We start from the raw sequence: 18,344 nt of genomic DNA on the forward strand, positions 1-18,344 counted from the left end.
GGCGATGGGCATCGCAAAGAGACGCGCGCTTTAATCGTGCGCGTCGGCGCTGTCCAGCCCGGTTCGGGGATTTTCCCCGGCCGGCGCGCCGGGCAGGCGATAGCCCTCGCCGAGCCATTGCAAAAGGTCGCGATCCTTGCAGCCGCGGCTACAGAACGGGGCGAACTCGGTAAGCGGCGGCTTGCCGCAGATCGGGCAGGCAAGTGATTTGGCCATCAACGCTCCTCCGCAATGAATATGGTGTCGACGCCGGTGCGCCGCGCGAGTTCCGCGGTCCATGCGGGTCGCGCGCGAATCAGTGCCAATTCGGCTACCGGCAGGGCGTGAGTGCGCTCGCCGGGCGGGGGCGTGCGCTCGATCCGCCGCAACCGCGCGCGCACCGCCGCTGCCACCGGGTCTTCGCGAATCAGTTCGGGCAGCGAGGCGCGGCGGCGGCGGCGGACGATCTGCAGGAAACCGAACCCGTTCATCGCGGTCCGCTCGAACGGTTGCGGCAGTGCCGCGTCGATCGCCGCGGCGACCGCTTGCCGCGCCGCGCGTCCCTCGATCGTTGGAAAATCGATGCCGATCGAGCCGCCGATGCCATGGCGATCGATCGCCCGCGCCGCCGCGGTCGCCGCGTTGACGGCCAGCGTTTCCAGCGGCGGCGGGCCGTCGACATCGATCAGCGTCATCGCCGGGGTCAGCGACACGCGCAACGCGCCGCCGCGAAAGGCAATCTCGCCGGTCTCGGCCTCGTCCAGCACTTCGGACCAGCCCGCGGCTTCCAGTGCGTCGGGCTCGTGCGCCTGGAGCCGCCGAACCGGTATCCCGCTTGCGGTGATGCGGGCGAGCAGATCGGGGCCGGCACTTTCCTCGGCATCGTCCGCCGCGGGCACCGCCCTCGCGCGTTTCGTGCGCCCGCGCTCGGGAAGCGCGGCGCGGACGATCTCGATCCGCAGCCGTCCGCCCTCCGTCGCTTGTGGCGGCAGCGGCGCCAGCAACGCCTCGTCACCGCTCTCGAGCACCACCACGCCCTCGCGCCCCTTGATCGTGATCTCGATCAGCCGCCCGGCAACGACCGCGCCGGGCCGCAGGCGGTCCTCGTCACGCTCGATCCGCGCGATGGCGATCGCGCCATCTTCGACCAGCGCCGCGCGCGCCTCGCCGATCCCGGCTTCGTAAAGCCATTCAGCCAAGCGGCACCCCGATGGCCTCGAGCAGCGCGCGTGTTTCGAACAGCGGCAGCCCGATCACACCCGAATGGCTGCCCGAGAGGAAGCGGACGAATGCCTCGGCGCGGCCCTGGATGGCATAACCACCCGCCTTGCCAAGCCCCTCGCCGCAGGCGACGTAGCGATCGATCTCGGCATCGCTCAGCCGCTTGAACGCGACGATCGTGTCGGCCAATCGCGTCCGCGCGCGACCATTACCGTCGATCACGCACACCGCCGACAGGCAATGGTGCCGCCGCCCGGACAGCATCGCCAGCAACCGCCGCTGCACGGTTTCGTTGTCGGCCGGAGGCAGGATGCGGCGGCCGAGCGCGATCGTCGTATCGCCGGCGAGCACCACATCGCCCGCTTCCCGAGACACCGCGTGCGCCTTCGCCTCGGCGAGGCGCAGCGCATAGACGCGCGGCAGTTCGCCGGGCAGCGGCGTCTCGTCGATATCGGGAGCGGCGACGCGATCAGGCGTCACGCCAAGTCGCGCCAGCAGATCGCGCCGCCGCGGGCTGGTCGATGCAAGAATGAAGGTCATGACCGGACGGGGCGCCGGCGCGCCGGTCAGGACGGGCCGGGGCCGCCGCGGCCGGGCATGAAGCGATAGGTGATGCGGCCCTTGGTCAGGTCATAGGGCGTCAGTTCGACGAGCACCTCGTCGCCGACCAGCACGCGGATGCGATTCTTGCGCATCTTGCCGGCGGTGTGTCCGAGAATCTCGTGATCGTTTTCCAGCCGAACGCGAAACATGGCGTTGGGCAGGAGCTCGACCACTTGCCCCCGCATTTCGAGAAGTTCTTCCTTGGCCAAACAAAACCTCTTGGGTGTGAACGCGCGTGAAAAAGTCGCGGAGCCTTACTCCGGACGGGCGCAAAAGGAAAGACAGACGACCCGCGGCGCAAGACGAGGCGCGGGATCATATCGTCGACATAGGGTGTCTCGCCGTTCAGCGAAAGAGGCGATGCGCGCCTCTGCGCACGGGGATCAGACTCAGCACCCCTTAAAGCAATTGCGCCTGTCGCGCCGCGGGCTCGCGCGCGGCCTGCTTGAAAGCCGCACCGGGATCGACATAGGGAATGTCGGGCTTGCGGTCCTTGAACAGTTCGGCCAGCGTCAGAATTTGCAGTCGGGCATAGCTCTTGCCTGTCACCGGCGCGTGGAAGCGGCCGACCGCCGCGGCTTCGCGCAGCATCACGCTGGTCGGCAAGGCCTTAGTGACGAACACGCCGATCGGCGCCTTCTCGCGCTCCATCGCGGAATGCAGGTCGCGGATCATCTGCACGCCGACACTGTCGCCGCCCTTCACCGAAACGAGCGCCTTCTCGGTCTTGCGGCCGTCGGGCTTGAAATAGATGATACCATCGATCCCGCCGTCGGCGCCTTTCTTTTTGCCGCCGTAAGGCATGGCGTCGAGCATCGACACCACCCACCATTGAAACTGATATTTGTCGCGCCGCGCGAGGTCTTCGGCCGAAGCGAGGTCCTTGGGCGTGCCCTCGACGGTAAAAGCGATCTCGGGAAAGGCGGCGCGCATCCGCTTCTCGATCAGCGAGATGGCGAGGTGCGTCACGTCGATGCCGATCCATTGGCGGTCGAGCTTCTGCGCCGCATGGATCGCCGTGCCACATCCGCAGAACGGGTCGAGCACCGTATCGCCCGCGCGCGACGACGCGGCGATAATACGCTCGAGCAACGCTACGGGTTTCTGGGTAGGATAGCCCAAACGCTCCTTAGATACCGGCGCAAGGATCGGGATGTCCCACACGTCATTGAGCGCAACACCCGGCGATTCGCCGGCTTCTTGCGTTGGCTGGCGCTTTCCGCCGGCATCGAACGTCACCTTCTGCATCGCTCCCTTCCAGCGCTTGAGCGAGCTTGCCGAGGGCGGCATGAGCTGCGTGTTGAAAGTGTTGGCGCCCGCCTCACGGCTATAAAACAGGACGCAATCATGCATTCGCTGGAACCGGCGCGCGCTGGTCGGCCAGCGGCGATAGCTCCAGATGATCTCGTTCTCGAATTCGCGCTTGCCGAACACCCCGTCCAGCAGCAGCTTGAGGTAATGGCTCGCGGTCGGATCGCAGTGCAGGTACAGGCTGCCGCTCGGCTTGAGCACGCGGTGCAACTCGATCAACCGGATCGCCATCATCGACAGATATGCCATCATGTCGTTCTCGCCGAGGAATGCGCGCATTGCGTTCAACAGGTCGAACGCCTTGGTGTTGCCGCTGCGCGCAACCTGATCGAAGGCGTCCTCCGCATGATCGTTCCAGTGCCAGGTATCCTCGAACGCTTCGATCTGCGCATCGGCCGACGTCCCCGCCGGGGATTTGAACAGGATATTATAGCTCGCGTTCGAATTGAACGGCGGATCGAGATAGACCAGATCGACGCTCGCCGCCGGGATATGCTCGCGCAGTACCGCGAGGTTGTCGCCGTAATAGAGATGGTTATCAGGCCGATTTCGCATTCGCCGAGCGTGACGCGGCGCCATGCCGCGGCCAAGCCGAACCGGGTTCATTCCGGCGGTGATACGGCGAGGCAGCTCCGGAATGGAGCATTCCGCCACGGCGTCCGTTCGCCCTTCCGTCAGCGTGCTCGACGCGGCTATGATGCCCGGACACGTTTTTAGGAGAATGCATGAAACTCGCCAGCTTGAAGCACGGCCGCGACGGCAGGCTCGTCGTCGTCTCGAACGATCTCGCCTGGTATGCCGATGCCGGGCATATCGCGCCGACGTTGCAGGCTGCGCTCGACGATTGGGGGCGGCACGAACCCGATCTCCGCAATCTGGCGACCGATCTCGAGCACGAGGCGATCCCGCGCGAGCGTTTTCACGAACACGACGCCGCCTCGCCGTTGCCGCGCGCCTATCAATGGGCCGACGGCTCGGCCTATGTGAACCACGTCGCACTGGTCCGGCAGGCGCGGGGTGCCGAGATGCCCGAGACTTTCTGGCACGATCCGCTGATGTACCAGGGCGGCTCCGACGGCTTTCTCGGCCCGCGGGAGGCAATCCCGCTCAAGGACGAAAGCTGGGGTTGCGATCTCGAGGCGGAGGTGGTGGTCGTCACCGGCGACGTGCCGCTCGGCGCGACGCGCGATCAGGCGCTCGAGGCGATCCTGCTGATCGGCCTGACCAACGACGTCAGTTTGCGCAACCTGATCCCCGGTGAGCTGGCCAAGGGGTTCGGTTTCTTCCAGTCGAAGCCGGCGAGCGCCTTTTCGCCGGTCTTCGTCACCCCCGATGTGCTCGGCGACTGGTGGCGGGACGGCAAGCTCCACCGCAAGCTGATGGTGGATTTGAACGGCGAACCGTTCGGCCGTGCCGAAGCGGGCGAGGACATGACGTTCGATTTCGGCACGCTCGTCGCGCATGCCGCCAAGAGCCGCAAATTGGGCGCCGGCACGATCGTCGGCTCGGGCACCGTTTCCAATCGCGATGCCGATGGTGGTCCCGGCAAGCCGATCGCGCAGGGCGGCGTCGGCTATTCCTGCCTCGCCGAGGTCCGCACGGTCGAGACGATCCGCGAGGGCAAGCCGACCACCGCGTTCCTCAAGCCCGGCGACACCGTGCGAATCTGGGCGGAGGACGATCACCACCACCCGATCTTCGGCGCGATCGAGCAGACGGTGGCGGCGATCTGATCCTCCCTGCGCAGCGGGGAGGGGGACCGCCGCGAAGCGGTGGTGGAGGGGCTTGACCGCAAGCGCAACGCTATGCGGCTACGCCCCTCCACCATCCCCGCTGGCGCGGTGATGGTCCCCCTCCCCTTGCAGGGGAGGATCGGGACTCGCTTCCCCCGTTGAAATTTTATAACAAGGCGCCAAAGGCGATTCCGCGCGTTCGCAAAGACGACACGGACGCCACTTCTGTCTGGAGAGAGCATGGCAAGCGAGACGCGCGCCAACCTGAAGCCGCTGTCGTTGCACGTGCCGGAACCCAAGTTCCGGCCGGGCGACGAGGTCGATTTCGCCGATGTCGAGGTGCCGCCTGCCGGCGCGGCGCGGCGCCCCGATACTGCCGACAGGGCCGACAGCTTTACCGAACTCGCCTACACCCTGGTCCGCGTGCTGGACGACGACGGCAAGGCGGTCGGCCCGTGGGATCCGAAGCTGTCGCCCGAGGTGCTGCGCCGCATGCTCCGCGCGATGGCGCTGACCCGTGCCTATGACGAGCGCATGTTCCGCGCCCAGCGCCAGGGCAAGACCAGCTTCTACATGAAGTGCACCGGCGAGGAAGCGGTCGCGGTCGCCGCCGCCTTCGCGCTCGATCGCGACGACATGTGCTTCCCGAGTTATCGCCAGCAGGGCCTGCTGATCGCCCGCGACTGGGATTTGGTCGACATGATGAACCAGGTCTATTCGAACAAGGGCGACCGGCTTGAGGGCAAGCAATTGCCGATCATGTATTCGACCAAGGAAGGCAGCTTCTTCTCGATCTCGGGCAACCTCGCGACCCAATATCCGCAGGCGGTTGGCTGGGCGATGGCGTCCGCCTCGAAGGGCGACACGCGTATCGCCGCGACGTGGTGCGGCGAGGGCTCGACGGCCGAGGGCGACTTCCACTCCGCGTGCACCTTCGCCAGCGTCTATCGCGCGCCGGTGATCTTGAACGTCGTCAACAACCAATGGGCGATCAGCTCGTTCTCGGGCTTCGCCGGTGCCGAGGCGACCACCTTCGCCGCACGCGCAATCGGCTACGGTATCGCCGGCTTGCGCGTCGACGGCAACGACGCGCTCGCCGTCTACGCGGCAACCCAATGGGCGGCCGAGCGCGCGCGAACCAACCAGGGTGCGACGCTGATCGAGCATTTCACTTACCGCGCCGAGGGCCATTCGACCTCGGACGATCCCTCGCAATATCGCAGCGCGCAGGAATATGGCGCCTGGCCGCTCGGCGATCCGATCGTGCGGCTGAAGCAGCATCTGATCGGCTTGCGCGAATGGGACGAGGAGCGCCAGGCCGCGATGGACAAGGAACTCGCCGAAAAGGTTCGCGCCGCGCAGAAGGAGGCCGAAAAGAACGGCATCCTCGGCCACGGTCTCCACCAGCCGCTCGATACCCTGTTCGAGGGCGTCTACGAAGAGATGCCCTGGCACCTGCGCGAACAACAACGACAGATGCTGGCCGAGGAACAAGCCTCGGGTCGGCCATGGGCACGCAAATGACCGAACTCGACACCGATCAGGAACGCGTCGCGCCGACCCCCGAGCGCGAGGGCGACACCGTGCGGATGAACATGATCCAGGCGATCAACTCCGCGATGGACGTGATGATGGCGCGAGATCCCGACGTCATCGTGATGGGCGAGGATGTCGGCTTCTTCGGCGGCGTGTTCCGTGCCACCGCCGGCCTGCAGAAGAAATACGGCAAGACCCGGGTGTTCGACACGCCGATCACCGAAACCGGGATCATCGGCGTGGCGATCGGCATGGGCGCCTATGGGCTGCGCCCGGTGCCCGAAATCCAGTTCGCCGATTACATCTATCCCGGCCTCGATCAGCTGGTCAGCGAAGCCGCGCGGCTGCGCTATCGCTCGGCGGGCGAGTTCACCGCACCGCTCACGGTTCGCTCGCCGTTCGGTGGAGGCATCTTCGGTGGCCAAACGCACTCGCAATCGCCCGAGGGAATCTTCACCCACGTTTCGGGTTTGAAGACGGTCGTCCCCGCCACGCCATACGACGCCAAGGGCCTGCTGATCGCCGCGATCGAGGACAATGATCCGGTCATCTTCTTCGAGCCCAAGCGCATCTACAACGGCCCGTTCGACGGCCATTGGGACAAGCCCGCCAAGAACTGGTCGGGCCATCCCGGTGGCGAGGTGCCGACCGGCTATTATCGCATCCCGCTGGGCAAGGCGAACATCGTCCGCGCCGGCGAAGCGCTGACCATCCTCGCTTATGGCACCATGGTCCATGTCTGCCGCGCGGTGGTCGAGGAAGCGGGCGTCGATGCCGAGATCATCGATCTGCGCACGCTTCTGCCGCTCGATATCGACACGATCGAGGAATCGGTCAGGAAGACTGGCCGCTGCATGATCGTCCACGAGGCGACCAAGACCTCGGGCTTCGGCGCCGAGCTTTCCGCGCTGGTCCAGGAACGCTGCTTCTATTCGCTGGAGGCGCCGATCGAGCGCGTCACTGGTTTCGACACGCCGTACCCCCACAGCCTCGAATGGGCCTATTTCCCCGGCCCCGTCCGCATCGGCGAGGCCATTAAGAAGATCATGAAGGACGCCTGAGATGGCCCGTTTCGAATTCCGCCTGCCCGATATCGGCGAAGGCATTTCCGAGGCCGAGGTGGTCGCCTGGCACGTCAAGGTCGGCGACACGGTCGAGGAAGACCAGCAGATCGCCGACATGATGACCGACAAGGCGACCGTCGAAATGGAATCGCCGGTTTCTGGCAAAGTGCTGGAGCTCGCCGGCGAGGTCGGCGACCAGGTGTCGATCGGCGCGACGCTGGTGGTGATCGAGACTGACGGCGAGGTCGAGGTCGACGAGGTCAAGGCCGAACCGGCGGACAAGGTCAAAGAGCAAGCCGAAGCGGAAGCGCCAGGCGTTGAGTCGATCCTCCCCGGCACGGGGAGCGGGACCGCCGGCGAAGCCGGTGGTGGAGGGGGCTCAGCCCCGAGCGATGCATCCGTCGCAGCCCCCCCTCCACCGTCCGCTGACGCGGCCGGTCCCCCTCCCCGTGCCGGGGAGGATCAAAAACCCGTGCTCGCTTCCCCCGCGGTCCGTGCTCGCGCGCGTGATCTCGGCATCGACCTCGCGGATGTGAAGACCGACGGTGACCGCGTCCGCCACGCCGATCTAGACGCCTATCTCCGCTATAGCACGCAGCAGGGCTATCACGCGCCCCATGCCAGCCGCGCCCGCGCCGACGAGACGGTGAAGGTCATCGGCATGCGCCGCCGCATCGCCGAGAACATGGCCGCCTCGAAGCGCGCGATTCCGCACTTCACCTATGTCGAGGAAATCGACGTCACGGCGCTTGAAGAGATGCGCGCGGATCTGAACGCCAATCGCGGCGGCCGGCCGAAGCTGACCATGCTGCCGTTCCTGATCGTCGCGATCTGTCGGACGATCCCCGATTTCCCGATGATCAACGCCCGCTATGACGACGAGGCTGGCGTGGTGACGCGCCACGGCCAGGTCCATCTCGGCATGGCGACGCAGACCGACGCCGGGCTGATGGTCCCCGTCATTCGCGACGCGCAGGACAGGAACGTCTGGCAACTCGCGAGCGAGATCGGCCGCCTCGCCGAAGCTGCGCGCACCGGCAAGGCGAAGTCCGACGAACTGTCGGGTTCGACGCTCACCGTCACCTCATTGGGCCCGCTCGGCGGCATCGCCACCACCCCGGTGATCAATCGCCCCGAGGTCGCGATCATCGGCCCTAACAAGATCGTCGAGCGCCCGATCTTCGCCGGCGACGATATCGTTCGCGCCAAGCTGATGAACCTGTCGATCTCGTGCGACCATCGCGTCGTCGATGGCTGGGATGCGGCGAGCTTCGTCCAGGCCTTGAAGAAGCTGCTCGAAACCCCGGTTCTGCTGTTCGCTGACTGAACTCCCTTAACCAGTTGTCTCGCTGCCCGCTTTGCCGATAGGGGGAGCGCGTGTCCGCGCGTCCCGATCTCGTTCTGGTCACCGGTGCCGCCGGCTTCGTCGGCGCGGCGGTCGCGCGCGCGCTGGCGGCGGAAGGGCGCCGGCTACGGCTGCTGGTTCGCGCGACCAGCGATCCGCGCAATCTCGCCGATCTGCCCGTCGAGCGCGTCGAGGCCGATCTGCGCGATGCGGGCGCGGTCGGCCGCGCGATGGCGGGCGTTACCCACCTGTTCCATGTCGCAGCCGATTACCGGCTGTGGGCGCCCGACCCAGAGGAAATCATCCGCAACAACCGCGCGATGACCGCCAACGTGATGCGCGCCGCGCTCGATGTCGGGGTGAAGCGGATCGTCTATACCAGCAGCGTCGCCACCTTGCTGCCCGATCCCGCCGGTCCCGCCGACGAAACCCGCGCCGCGACCGAGGGTGAGGTGGTCGGCGCCTACAAGCGTTCGAAAGTCGTCGCCGAGCGGCTGGTCGAACGGATGATCGCCGATGATGGCCTGCCCGCGGTGATCGTCAATCCCTCGACTCCAATCGGCCCCCGCGACGTCAAGCCCACGCCGACCGGCCGCATCATCGTCGAGGCCGCCGGCGGCCGCATGCCAGCCTTTGTCGACAGCGGGCTCAACCTCGTCCATGTCGATGACGTTGCGGCCGGCCACCTCGCGGCGCTGCAGCGCGGCCGCATCGGTGAGCGCTACGTGCTCGGCGGGCAGGATGCGAGCCTGAAGGAGATGCTCGGTGCGATTGCCGCAATCACCGGCCGCCGCACGCCCAAGCTGGCGCTGCCCCGCGCACCGCTGATGCCGCTCGCCTGGCTCAACGAGCAGCGCGCGCGTCTCACCGGCAGCGAGCCGTTTCTCACGCTCGATGGCTTGCGGATGTCGCGCCACCACATGTTCTATTCCTCGGCCAAGGCGATCCGCGAGCTCGGCTATCGCGCGCGGCCCTATCGCGAGGCGCTGGTCGAAGCGATCGATTGGTTCCGCGGCGCGGGAATGATCCGGTGATCGCGCTTGCGATCGGCGCGCTCGCGCTGGCGATCTGGCTGGCGCTCGTGCTCGGCCACGGTCGTTTCTGGACCACCAGCGCGCGCGATGCGGCGGCGATCGTGCCACCGGCGCATTGGCCCGATGTCGTCGCGATCGTCCCCGCCCGCAACGAGGCCGAGGTGATCGAGCGCGCGATCGCCAGCCTCGCCGCGCAGGATTATCCGGGGCATTTCCGCATCGTGCTGGTCGATGACGGCAGCAGCGACGACACCGCCGCCCTCGCGCGCGGCGCCGGCGGGGAGCGTCTCGCGATCGTCAGAGCAGCACCACTCGCGGCGGGCTGGACCGGCAAGCTCGCCGCCGTCGCGCAAGGGGTCGCATCAGCCGGGGCGCCGGCCTATCTGTGGCTCACCGATGCCGATATCGCCCATGCCCCCGATACCTTGCGGTCGCTCGTCGCGCGCGCCGAAGCCGGCGGGCTGGCGTTGGTTTCGCTGATGGCGCGGCTGCGGTGTGTCTCGCTCGCCGAGCGTGCGCTGGTGCCGGCGTTCGTGTTCTTCTTCCAACTGCTTTACCCGTTCGCCCGCGTGAACCGCCCGGGCAACACTGCGGCGGCGGCGGGCGGCTGCATGCTCGTTCGCCGCGAGGCGCTCGATCACGCCGGCGGCATCGCCGCGATCCGGCACGCGCTGATCGACGATTGCGCGATGGGCGCCTTGCTGAAGCGCGAAGGCCCGATCTGGCTCGGCCTCACTGATCGCTCGATCAGCATCCGCCGCTATGACGGCTGGGGCTCGATCGTCGACATGATCGCGCGCTCGGCTTATGCCCAGCTTCGCTACAATCCGCTGCTGCTGCTCGGCACGCTCGCCGGCATGGCGCTGGTCTATCTCGCCCCGCCTTCGCTTGCGTTGTTCGCTCACGGCGCCGCGCGCTGGCTCGGCCTTGCTGCCTGGGCGATGATGGCGCTGGCGTTCCAGCCGATGCTCCGCTTCTACCACCGATCGCCATTGTGGGGCGTCGCCCTGCCCCTGATCGCCGCTTTCTACGCCGGCTGCACTTTCCTCTCAGCCTGGCGCCATTGGCGGGGGCGTGGCGGGATGTGGAAGGGCCGCGCCCAAGCGATCGCCCGATGACCGCGCGGCGCGCCGATTTCGCCTCGGGCAAGGGGCATCGCGACGAGAACTTCCCGGTCGCGAGCAAGCTGGTGGCGCCCGCCTATCGCGCGCCGGTCATGGCTTTCTACCGTTTCGCTCGCGCCGCCGACGACGTGGCCGATCACCCCACCGCCTCGCGGGACGAGAAGCTCGACGGCCTCGCTCGCATGCGTGCCGGGCTGGCCGGCGACGGCGCGCCCGAAGCGATCGCGCTCGCCGCCGCGATAGCCGAGCGCGGCCTCGATGCCGCCCATGCCAACGATCTGCTCGATGCGTTCGAACAGGACGTCCGTGTCAATCGCTATCCCACTTGGGACGCGCTGATCGATTATTGCCGGCTGTCGGCGATGCCGGTTGGCCGCTTCGTGCTCGACGTGCATGGCGAGGATCGCGCGACCTGGCCCGCCTCCGATGCCCTGTGTGCCGCGCTGCAGATCATCAACCACCTGCAGGATTGCGGCAAGGATTACCGGTCGCTCGATCGCGTCTACCTCCCCGCCGACCTACTCGCTGCGACCGGCGCGCATATCGAGGAGCTGGCCGCGCCCGTCGCCAGTCCGGCCCTGCGCGCGACAATCACGCTGATGGCCGCGCGCACCCAGGCGCTGCTCGCGCAAAGCGCGCCGTTCGCCGGCATGATCCGCGACAAGCGCCTGGCCAGCGAAGTCGCGGTGATCCAGCGTCTCGCCGAAAGCCTCACCCGCCGCCTGATGGCGCGTGACCCCTTGAGTCAACGCGTGCATCACGGCAAGGGCGAAGCGGCGTCGCGCGCGGCATGGGCCGTCGCACGTCACTGGATGGGGCGGCGCGGATGAACCTCGGCAATCAGACGGCCATTGCCGAGCGCCGCGCCGCGGGCAGCTCCTTCTATGCTGGGATGCGCGTGTTGCCGAAACCCGAGCGTGAGGCGATGTACGCGATCTACGCCTTCTGCCGGGAGGTCGACGACATCGCCGACGATCAGCAGGGCGACCGCGCGGCGCGCGCGAGCCAGCTCGACCGGTGGCGTGCCGATGTCGACGCGATCTACGCCGGCGGTGATCCCGGCCAGGCCGCTTTCCTCGCCGAACCCGTCGCTCGCTTCGCGCTCGATCGCGCCGATTTCCACGCCGTGATCGACGGCATGGCGATGGACGTCGATCGCGATATCCGCTGGCCGCCGGCGGCCGAGCTCGATCTCTATTGCGATCGCGTCGCCTCGGCGGTCGGCCGCTTGTCGGTCAAGGTGTTCGGCATGGACGAGGAACCCGGCCGCGATCTCGCGCACCATCTCGGCCGCGCGCTACAACTCACCAACATCCTGCGCGACATCGATGAGGACGCCGCGATCGGCCGCGTCTATCTGCCCGGCGAAGCGATCACCGCCACCGGCATCGTCTTCACCACGCCCGAGCAAGTGGTGGGCGATCCGCGCATCGATGCCGTCGCGCGCGCCGTCGCGGCGCAGGCCGAAGCCCATTTCGCCACCGCGCGCGCGATCCTGGCCGAGCGCCCGCGCGGCCACTTGATCGCGCCGCGGCTGATGGCGATTGCCTATGCCAAGATCCTCGCACGGATGGAGGCCGCCGGCTGGGCGCCGCCGCGCCACCGCGTCAAGGTTTCCAAGCTCGGCCTGATGGTCACCGCGCTGCGGCTGCTGGTGACGCGATGACGCGCGCGACGGTGGTCGGCGCAGGGCTCGCCGGGCTGTCGGCGGCGGTCGCGCTGCGCGAGGCGGGCGTGCCGGTGACGATTGTCGAGGCTGCGGCGCAGGCCGGCGGCCGCTGCCGCTCGTATCACGATCCGCAGATCGGCCGGGTGATCGACAACGGCAACCATCTCGTGCTCTCCGGCAACGCGGCGGTCCACCGCTTCCGCGACCGGATCGGGGCGAAGACGCCGCTCGCCGGGCCGCCCGACGCCTCGTTCGCCTTCGCCGACCTCGCGACCGGCAAAAGCTGGACCGTCCGCATCAACCATGGCCGATTCCCGCGCTGGATCTTCTCGCGCCGCGATCGCGTGCCTGGCTCGGGCGTGGTCGATTACCTGCCGATCCTCCGCCTGCTCTCCACGCGCGAGGCCCGCGTCGACGAGCGCTTCACCACGATCGGTCCGGTGTGGGAAAAGCTGCTCGAACCCGTCCTGCTCGCCGCGCTCAACACGCCACCGGGCGAGGGCTCGGCGCGCCTCACCGCCAACGTGCTGCGTGAGACGATTGCCAAAGGCGGCGCGGCGATGCGTCCGCAAGTGGCCGAACCGACGCTTGCCGCCGCGTTCATCGATCCGGCGACCGCGTGGCTCGCCGCGCACGACGCGCCGGTCGCGCTCGGCCGCCGTCTGCGCGCGATCCGGTTCGACGGCGAGGTCGTCACCGGGCTCGACTGGTCGGACGGTCCGCAACCGATCGCGCCCGACGAACCAGTCATCCTCGCCGTCCCGCCTTGGGTGACGAGCGCGCTGGTCCCCGATCTCGTCGTGCCGGACTCCTTCCACGCCATCGTCAACGCGCATTTCGATGTCGTCCCGCCGTCCGGCACGCCGCCGATGCTCGGCCTGCTCGGCGGCACCGCCGAATGGTTGTTCGCGTTCGACGATCGGCTGTCGATCACCGTCAGCGCGGCCGACCGTCTGGTCGAACGCGACCGGGAAGACCTCGCGCGTACCTTCTGGGCCGATATCTGTGCCGCGCTCGGCATGGCGGCGCCGCTGCCGCGCTGGCAGGTGGTCAAGGAAAAGCGCGCCACCTTTGCCGCCACGCCCGATCAGAATGCAAAGCGCCCGCCCGCCGCGACGCGCTGGCGCAACCTGTTCCTCGCCGGCGACTGGACCGATACCGGCCTGCCCGCGACGATCGAGGGCGCGTTGCGCTCGGGCGAGACCGCGGCGGGCTTGGCGCGCGCCGGGCAATCGGCGTAACGGAAGGCCGCGATGCTCGATACCACCGCCCGCCCACCGCTCGAAGCGATCGACCGCGCCGTCGATCGTGCCGCCGCCGCGCTCTCCGACGCGCAGCAGGCGGATGGCCATTGGGTGTTCGAGCTCGAGGCCGATGCCACGATCCCGGCCGAATACATCCTGCTGCGCCATTATCTCGGCGAGCCGGTCGACGCCGCGCTCGAGGCGAAGATCGGCCGCTACCTCCGCCGCATCCAATCGTCCGATCATCATGGCTGGCCGCTGTTTCACGCCGGCGGGTTCGATATCAGCGCGAGCGTGAAGGCGTATTTCGCGCTCAAGATGATCGGGGACGACGTGAATGCCGCGCACATGGCTCGTGCGCGGGATGCGATCCTCGCCGCCGGTGGTGCCGAAGCGGTCAACGTCTTCACCCGCATCCAGCTTGCGCTCTACGGCGCCGGCTCGTGGGACGCGGTGCCGACCATGCCGCCCGAGTTGATCCTGCTGCCGCGCTGGTTCCCGATCCACCTGTCGAAGATGAGCTATTGGGCGCGCACGGTGATCGTGCCGCTGCTCGTGCTTGGCGCCAGGCGCCCGCTTGCGCGCAATCCTAGGGGCGTTCGCGTCGATGAGTTGTTCACCGGCCGCCAAGCAGCGCTCAAGAGCCAGGCCGACGACCCCAAATGGCTGTGGACCAAGGGCTTCAACGCGCTCGATCGCGTTTTGAAAGCGGTCGGCGATCATTGGCCGCGGCGTCTTCGTCAGCGCGCGCTCGATACCTGCGTCGCCTGGGTTATCGAGCGGCTCAATGGCGAGGACGGGCTCGGCGCGATCTATCCGGCGATGGCCAACAGCGTGATGATGTTCGATTGCCTCGGCTATCCGCCCGATCATCCCGCGCGCGCGATCGCGCGGGAATCGGTCGAGCGGCTGCTCGTCGTCACTGATGATGAGGCTTATTGCCAGCCGTGCGTTTCGCCGGTGTGGGATACCGCGCTTGCCGCGCACGCGATGCTCGAAGCCGGCGGGGACGCTAATGAGGGCGCCGCCCGCCGGGCGCTCGATTGGCTCAAGCCGCGCCAGGTGCTCGACGTCGCCGGCGATTGGGCGGAGGAGCGTCCCGATGTCCGCCCCGGCGGCTGGGCCTTCCAGTACAATAACGATCATTATCCTGATCTCGACGACACCGCCGTCGTCGTCATGGCGATGGATCGCGCCAGCGCTCGCGACGGGGGGTTGGATGAGGCGATCGACCGCGGTGCCGAATGGACCCGCGGGTTGCAGAGCAAGGACGGCGGCTGGGGCGCGTTCGATGCCGACAACGGCTGGCATTATCTCAACAATATCCCGTTCGCCGATCACGGCGCGCTGCTCGATCCGCCGACCGCCGACGTTACCGCGCGCGTGGTCTCGATGCTCGCGCAACTGGGCGAGCGCGACGGGCCGCGAATGCAGGCGGCGCTGGCCTGGCTCGAGCGCGCGCAGGAGCCCGACGGCAGCTGGTTCGGCCGCTGGGGCGTGAATTACATCTACGGCACCTGGTCGGTGCTCTGCGCACTCAACGCCGCCGGTGTGGCACCGTCGCACCCGATGGTCGCCAGGGCAGTGACATGGCTGAAGGCGATCCAGAACGCTGATGGCGGCTGGGGCGAATCCTGCGACAGCTATACGCTCGATCGCACCGGCCACATCCCCGCGCCCTCGACCGCTTCGCAGACCGGCTGGGCGTTGCTTGGCCTGATGGCGACGGGCGAGGTGGAGAGCGAGGCTGTCGCTAGCGGCGCCGCCTGGCTCGCCGAGCATCAGCAGGAGGACGGCCTGTGGGGGCAGGAGATGTACACCGGCGGCGGTTTCCCACGCGTCTTCTATCTCCGCTACCACGGCTATCCGAAATATTTCCCGCTCTGGGCGCTGGCACGCTATCGAAATCTCAAACGCAGCAACGCAAAGGATGTGGCATGGGGCATGTAGGCAAATGTCCCGCCCGATATCCTGCGTCTAAAGGGGGGCGGGGCCACCCATGAGCCACGTCGTCGTCGCCACCGGCTTCAACCGCGAGGTGCAGACGCTGCGCCAGCCCGGCATCGTCGTCGTCGCCGGCGGCGGGGATCCGGTGGGGCTGCGCCGCAAGCTCGAACAGGCCGCCGCGGGTGCGGCGGGGATCGCGAGCTATGGCATGACCGGCGCGCTCGCCGACGGCTTGGCGATCGGCGACTGGGTGGTGGCCGATCGTCTGTCCGGCGCGATCGAGATCGAGTGCGATCCGGCCTGGCGCGCCGCGCTGGCCGCGCGCCTACCCGGCGCCCGCGTCGGCGGTTTCTTCGCCGATGGCCGGATGATCGATACCGTTGCCGAGAAGCTCGCGCTCGGCGAGCGTCACGCGGCGCTCGCGGTCGACATGGAAAGCCATGTCGCCGCCGCAGTCGCTGCCGAGCGCGGCTTGCCCTTCGCGATCGTCCGCTGCGTTTCGGATGGCGCTCGCCATCTGCTGCCGCACGCGATCACCGTCTCGATGCGCCCCGATGGCGGTGTCGATACCCAGGCGATGCTCCGCTCGCTCGCGCGCCGCCCCGCGCAGGTCGCCGATGTCGCGCGCACCACCGCCGGCTTCGCCCGCGCGATGCGCGAACTCAAACGCGGCGCCGTGCAACTTGGCCCGCGCCTCGCGCTGCCCTGAACGATCAATCGCGGTCGGGCGCGCCGAGCGGGAAGTAGTGGCGATACGGCCGCGCCTCGTCGATGCAGCGCGTGACAGACGGGCGGGCGAGCAGCCGCCCGCGATAGGCGGCGAGCGCGGGGAAGCGGTCGCCGATCGGATGAACCCAATCCGCATAGAATAGCGACGGGGCTGCCGCGCAATCGGCGAGCGAAAAGCCGCCCTCCGCGGCCCATTCGCGATCGGCCATGCGCGTTTCGAGCCATTCATACGCACGGTCGAGCGTCGCCCGGGCCTGCTCGACGCCGAGAGCGTCACGGGCGTCGGCGGGGCGCAGCGCATCGCCGACGATCTTCTGCATCGGTGTCATCACGTAATTGTCGAACAGCCGATCGAGCATGCGCACGTCCACGCTCGCCAGCGCGTCGCCGGGCACGAACCGCACCGCGCCGGGATGCGCGGCGTCGAGATATTCGATGATCGCAGTCGATTCGAACACCTGGGCGTCGCCGTCGACCAGCAGCGGGAATTTGGCCAGCGGCCAGCGCCGCGCCAGCTCAGCATGATTGTCGGGTTCGCTGGGATCGACGTTGCGAAACACGAACGCCGTGCCGTTCTCGTAAAGCGGAATCAGCGCCTTCCACGTGTAGGAGGAGAAGGGGTGTCCGAACAATTCAAGTGCCATCGCCTTCAATCTTTCCGTTTCATACGTTGTTGCCGCGCCTCTTCGCGCGCGTTCGGCTCGATCGCGGCGAAGCTGCCGGTTTCGACCTCACCGGCGGGCTCGTAATGGGCGATGATGGTGCCGCCGGGCGACACCTGGTGGCGAACGAGCTTCAGCGTGCGCGGCGGCGTGCCCGCCCCGAACACCCGTTTGCCGGGGCCCAGCACCACCGGATAGGTCAGCGTGGTCAGCTGGTCGAGCAGCCCGGCTTCGAGGAGCGTGGGATAGAGCGTGCTGCTGCCCTGGATGATGAGGTCCGGCCCATCGCCCTGCTTCAGCGCGGCAACCGCTGCGATGTCGGCCAGCCGATGGCTGTTTTCCCAGGGCAGCGGGTCGTCGCCGCGCGTCAGCACATATTTGGTCGCCGCGTTGAAGCCCTTCGCGATCGGGTTGCCGTCATCGACATAGGGCCAATAGGCGGCGAAGATCTCGTAGGTCTTGCGGCCGAGCAGCAGGTCGTACGCGCCGCCGAACAGCTCGCCGATCCACGCGCCGGTCGCCTCGTCGGCGAGCGGGAACATCCAGCCGCCCAGTTCGAAGCCGCCTGTCCAATCCTCGCGCGGCCCGCCCGGCGCCTGCATCACCCCGTCGAGCGACTGGAACACGCTGCCGATGACCTTACGCATCGGTCGTCGCTCCGGCACGCGCCGCCTCGATTTTCGCGATGTCGATCTTTTTCATCGTCATCATCGCCTCCATCGCGCGCTTGGCCGCCGCCTTATCGCTATCCGTCGTCGCGGCGATCAGCGCGCGTGGGGTGATCTGCCACGAAAAGCCCCAGCGGTCCTTGCACCAGCCGCACATGCTTTCCTGGCCGCCATTGCCGACGATCGCGTTCCAATAGCGGTCGGTCTCTTCCTGATCGTCGGTCAGCACCATGAAGCTCACGGCTTCGTTGGGTTTGAAGTTCGGCCCGCCGTTGAGCCCGATGCACGGCTGACCGAGCAGGGTGAAGTCGACCATCAGCTCCTCGCCCTGCTTGGCGGAAGGATTGTCCGTGGGAGACGCATGACGCGCACCGACATGGGTGTCGGGAAAGGTTGCGGCGTAGAATTCGGCCGCTTTGCGCGCCTCGCCGCGATCGAACCACAGGCAGGTCGTCATCTTGTTCATCGTCTCTCT

Annotated in this window: 19 protein-coding genes; 11 read left to right on the forward strand and 8 right to left on the reverse strand. The window is 67.7% G+C overall.

The window, feature by feature from the left end:
- Positions 1-30: 30 nt before the first annotated feature.
- The 5 genes from K7G81_RS12570 to K7G81_RS12590 all read right to left on the reverse strand — a co-directional run bounded on the left by K7G81_RS12570 (position 31) and on the right by K7G81_RS12590 (position 3,669).
- On the reverse strand, positions 31-216 hold the full coding sequence (locus tag K7G81_RS12570; RefSeq protein ID WP_223031156.1) for a DNA gyrase inhibitor YacG: 186 nt from the start codon (positions 214-216) through the stop codon (positions 31-33).
- Positions 216-1,178 carry a ribonuclease gene (locus K7G81_RS12575; protein WP_223031157.1) on the reverse strand — a complete coding sequence of 321 codons (963 nt, stop codon included), beginning with the start codon at positions 1,176-1,178 and terminating at the stop codon, positions 216-218. The genes K7G81_RS12570 and K7G81_RS12575 overlap by 1 nt, the downstream gene beginning before the upstream one ends.
- On the reverse strand, positions 1,171-1,740 hold the full coding sequence (locus K7G81_RS12580; protein WP_223031158.1) for a Maf family protein: 570 nt from the start codon (positions 1,738-1,740) through the stop codon (positions 1,171-1,173). The genes K7G81_RS12575 and K7G81_RS12580 overlap by 8 nt, the downstream gene beginning before the upstream one ends.
- Before the next feature lie 26 nt (positions 1,741-1,766).
- On the reverse strand, positions 1,767-2,012 hold the full coding sequence (gene infA / locus K7G81_RS12585; RefSeq protein ID WP_022685627.1) for a translation initiation factor IF-1: 246 nt from the start codon (positions 2,010-2,012) through the stop codon (positions 1,767-1,769).
- 190 nt (positions 2,013-2,202) lie between these two features.
- Positions 2,203-3,669 (reverse strand): DNA methyltransferase, encoded by a 1,467-nt coding sequence (locus K7G81_RS12590; protein ID WP_223031159.1) that lies wholly within the window; start codon positions 3,667-3,669, stop codon positions 2,203-2,205.
- 170 nt (positions 3,670-3,839) lie between these two features.
- Here K7G81_RS12590 and K7G81_RS12595 point away from each other — a divergent pair, with 170 nt between their 5' ends.
- From K7G81_RS12595 to K7G81_RS12645, 11 genes are all read left to right on the forward strand, one after another.
- Positions 3,840-4,847, forward strand: coding sequence for a fumarylacetoacetate hydrolase family protein (locus K7G81_RS12595; RefSeq protein WP_223031160.1), 1,008 nt, complete (start codon positions 3,840-3,842; stop codon positions 4,845-4,847).
- A 240-nt stretch (positions 4,848-5,087) separates the two neighbouring features.
- Positions 5,088-6,371 (forward strand): 3-methyl-2-oxobutanoate dehydrogenase (2-methylpropanoyl-transferring) subunit alpha, encoded by a 1,284-nt coding sequence (locus K7G81_RS12600; RefSeq protein WP_223031161.1) that lies wholly within the window; start codon positions 5,088-5,090, stop codon positions 6,369-6,371.
- 65 nt (positions 6,372-6,436) lie between these two features.
- Positions 6,437-7,444, forward strand: coding sequence for an alpha-ketoacid dehydrogenase subunit beta (locus tag K7G81_RS12605; RefSeq protein WP_223031339.1), 1,008 nt, complete (start codon positions 6,437-6,439; stop codon positions 7,442-7,444).
- A gap of 1 nt (position 7,445) precedes the next feature.
- On the forward strand, positions 7,446-8,774 hold the full coding sequence (locus K7G81_RS12610; protein WP_223031162.1) for a dihydrolipoamide acetyltransferase family protein: 1,329 nt from the start codon (positions 7,446-7,448) through the stop codon (positions 8,772-8,774).
- A gap of 50 nt (positions 8,775-8,824) precedes the next feature.
- Entirely contained in the window at positions 8,825-9,826 is a 1,002-nt protein-coding gene (gene hpnA / locus K7G81_RS12615; protein ID WP_223031163.1) for a hopanoid-associated sugar epimerase, read from the forward strand.
- Positions 9,823-10,944 (forward strand): glycosyltransferase, encoded by a 1,122-nt coding sequence (locus tag K7G81_RS12620; RefSeq protein WP_223031164.1) that lies wholly within the window; start codon positions 9,823-9,825, stop codon positions 10,942-10,944. The genes hpnA and K7G81_RS12620 overlap by 4 nt, the downstream gene beginning before the upstream one ends.
- Positions 10,941-11,780 (forward strand): squalene synthase HpnC, encoded by an 840-nt coding sequence (gene hpnC, locus K7G81_RS12625; protein ID WP_223031165.1) that lies wholly within the window; start codon positions 10,941-10,943, stop codon positions 11,778-11,780. Before K7G81_RS12620 ends, hpnC begins: the two co-directional genes overlap by 4 nt.
- Positions 11,777-12,616 carry a presqualene diphosphate synthase HpnD gene (hpnD, locus tag K7G81_RS12630; protein ID WP_223031166.1) on the forward strand — a complete coding sequence of 280 codons (840 nt, stop codon included), beginning with the start codon at positions 11,777-11,779 and terminating at the stop codon, positions 12,614-12,616. Before hpnC ends, hpnD begins: the two co-directional genes overlap by 4 nt.
- Positions 12,613-13,860 carry a hydroxysqualene dehydroxylase HpnE gene (gene hpnE, locus K7G81_RS12635; RefSeq protein ID WP_223031167.1) on the forward strand — a complete coding sequence of 416 codons (1,248 nt, stop codon included), beginning with the start codon at positions 12,613-12,615 and terminating at the stop codon, positions 13,858-13,860. The genes hpnD and hpnE overlap by 4 nt, the downstream gene beginning before the upstream one ends.
- Before the next feature lie 12 nt (positions 13,861-13,872).
- A complete protein-coding gene (gene shc, locus K7G81_RS12640) occupies positions 13,873-15,813 on the forward strand; it encodes a squalene--hopene cyclase (protein WP_223031168.1) in 1,941 nt (646 codons plus the stop codon).
- A gap of 49 nt (positions 15,814-15,862) precedes the next feature.
- Entirely contained in the window at positions 15,863-16,519 is a 657-nt protein-coding gene (locus K7G81_RS12645) for a phosphorylase family protein (RefSeq protein WP_223031169.1), read from the forward strand.
- 4 nt (positions 16,520-16,523) lie between these two features.
- Here the strand turns inward: K7G81_RS12645 and K7G81_RS12650 are convergent, their stop codons facing one another.
- The 3 genes from K7G81_RS12650 to K7G81_RS12660 are packed head-to-tail and all read right to left on the reverse strand — an operon-like array spanning position 16,524 to position 18,335.
- Positions 16,524-17,183 carry a glutathione S-transferase family protein gene (locus tag K7G81_RS12650; protein WP_223031170.1) on the reverse strand — a complete coding sequence of 220 codons (660 nt, stop codon included), beginning with the start codon at positions 17,181-17,183 and terminating at the stop codon, positions 16,524-16,526.
- A 5-nt stretch (positions 17,184-17,188) separates the two neighbouring features.
- Positions 17,189-17,848, reverse strand: coding sequence for a dihydrofolate reductase family protein (locus tag K7G81_RS12655; protein ID WP_223031171.1), 660 nt, complete (start codon positions 17,846-17,848; stop codon positions 17,189-17,191).
- Entirely contained in the window at positions 17,841-18,335 is a 495-nt protein-coding gene (locus K7G81_RS12660) for a VOC family protein (protein ID WP_223031172.1), read from the reverse strand. The genes K7G81_RS12655 and K7G81_RS12660 overlap by 8 nt, the downstream gene beginning before the upstream one ends.
- Positions 18,336-18,344: the final 9 nt, after the last annotated feature.

This window comes from Hephaestia mangrovi (genome assembly GCF_019880555.1).
Taxonomy (GTDB): domain Bacteria; phylum Pseudomonadota; class Alphaproteobacteria; order Sphingomonadales; family Sphingomonadaceae; genus Sphingomonas; species Sphingomonas mangrovi.